Source organism: Sinimarinibacterium flocculans (genome assembly GCF_003201205.1).
GTDB lineage: Bacteria > Pseudomonadota > Gammaproteobacteria > Nevskiales > Nevskiaceae > Solimonas > Solimonas flocculans.
Map to the genome: position 1 here is coordinate 1 of NZ_QICN01000034.1, position 1,275 is coordinate 1,275.

Genomic DNA, 1,275 nt, shown 5'->3' on the forward strand with positions numbered 1-1,275 from the left:
AGAAGTGGACCCGCGAAGTCGGACAGTCGGATAAGTGATGTTCTGCTCTAATCAGACGGCGCCTGTGGCGCCCAAGGAAGAGCAGATGAGAAGGCCCCGAAGGAATCACACCCCGGCGTTCAAGGCCAAGGTGGCACTGGCGGCGATCAAGGGCGAGAAGACCCTGGCGCAGCTGGCCGAGCAGTTCGACATTCATCCCAACCAGATCACGCAGTGGAAGACGCAGCTGCTGCAGAAGGCAGTGGAGTCTTTCATGACGCCGGCCGAGCGCACGGCGACGCATGGGCCGAGCGTGACCGACCTGCAGGCCAAGATCGGCCAGCTGACGATGGAGAACGATTTTTTAGAACGCGCGCTCGATCGAGTCCACGGTCCGAGCGCAAAGCGATGATCGACCGGACGGCGGCGCTGCCGGTGACACAGCAGTGTCGGATTCTGCAGTTGTCACGTTCCTCGGTGTATCGCCCGCAGCGCGAGCTGCCCGACGCCGATCTGGCGCTGATGCGCCGGATCGACGAGCTGCACTTGGAATACCCGTTTCTGGGCAGCCGGCAGCTGCGCGACTGCCTGCGCCTGGAGGGGCAGCGGATCGGGCGCAAGCGCGTCCGCCGCCTGATGCGGCTAATGGGCATCGAGGCGATCTACCGCAGGAAGAACACCAGCAAACGCCACCCGCAGCATCCAGTATTCCCGTACCTGCTGCGCGGGATGACGATCGATCGGCCCAACCAGGTTTGGGCGATGGACATCACCTACCTGCCAATGCGGCGCGGCTTCGTCTACCTCGCCGTCGTGCTCGACTGGGCTACGCGCAGAGTCCTGTCATTCCGACTGTCGAACAGCCTGACGACGGATTTCTGCGTCGAGGCGGTCGAGGAAGCCATCGCCCGTCATGGGCGGCCGGAGATCTTCAACACGGACCAGGGCAGCCAGTTCACCAGCTTCGAGTTCGTCAGCTTGCTCCAGGGCCACGGCATCCGGATCAGCATGGACGGCAAAGGCTGCTGGCGTGACAACGTCTTCGTCGAACGGCTGTGGAAGACAATCAAGTACGAGCACGTCTACCTGCATGCCTACGACTCGGTTTCCGAAGCCAGACAGCTGCTGAGCCGCTACATCGCGTTCTACAACACCCGGCGCCCGCACTCGTCGCTTGACGGCCAGGCGCCAGACACCGTGTACTTCAACGCACTGCCAGCACAGCTGGCGGCATAACCCGGCAGAGCATCACTTATAAATCCGGGAAAGCTGTCTCACGAAGCGGGTCCACTTCTG

At 62.5% G+C, this 1,275-nt stretch carries 1 protein-coding gene; it reads left to right on the forward strand.

All coding sequences use genetic code 11. The features are described 5' to 3' along the window. Positions 1-85 precede the first annotated feature (85 nt). Positions 86-1,215, forward strand: a protein-coding gene (locus tag C8D93_RS20280; RefSeq protein ID WP_422635963.1) for an IS3 family transposase whose coding sequence is annotated in 2 segments (ribosomal slippage) — positions 86-353 and positions 353-1,215 — 1,131 coding nt in all. Because the reading frame shifts where the segments join, the coding sequence is not laid out codon by codon here. Positions 1,216-1,275 lie beyond the last annotated feature (60 nt).